Genomic DNA, 536 nt, shown 5'->3' with positions numbered 1-536 from the left:
GCCGCGCTGCTCGGCACCGGCGAAGGCCGGGTGATCATCACGGCCTGCCGCGAGCGCCAGTACGCCTTCCTCGGCCCTGGCCCGCTCACCCTCTTTACCCAGGCGCTGGTTGATGGTTTGCAGGGCAACGGGGTGAGCAGCAATCGCGGCTACATCAGCGTCTTTGATCTCTATACGCACCTCTACTTTGCGCTCGACGAGGCCGTGCCGCGCACGATCCCGGCTGCGGTGCGGCAGCGCTACGGTGAGCAGCAAGAGCCAGAGTTGACGATCCTCAAGGGGGTGGGGCCGTTCCCGGTGGCGCTCTATCGGGGGGCGACGACGCTCGGCACGTTTGATGGGTCAGGGACGCCACCCGAGGGCACGGCGGTGCGCGCGGTCAACCCGGCCTACAGTCAGGCCATGCTGCGTCAGCATCAGCAGGCGATTGGTGATCAGGCGCACGTCGGTGCCGCGATTGCGGGCGATGTGCATGGCAACGTCACGGTGACGACGCACGACCAGCGCGGGCAGCAGGGTGGCGTCAGTTTTGGCAG

1 pseudogene is annotated in these 536 nt (G+C 67.4%); it reads left to right on the top strand.

The window, feature by feature from the left end:
* Positions 1–536, top strand: a pseudogene (locus tag A9Q02_RS24365) (caspase family protein); the annotation flags it as partial.

Origin of the sequence: Candidatus Chloroploca asiatica, from assembly GCF_002532075.1 — a bacterium.
GTDB classification, from domain to species: Bacteria; Chloroflexota; Chloroflexia; order Chloroflexales; family Chloroflexaceae; genus Chloroploca; species Chloroploca asiatica.
The sequence above is the reverse complement of the archived record's forward strand: the minus strand, read 5'-3'. Positions and strand labels throughout refer to the sequence as shown.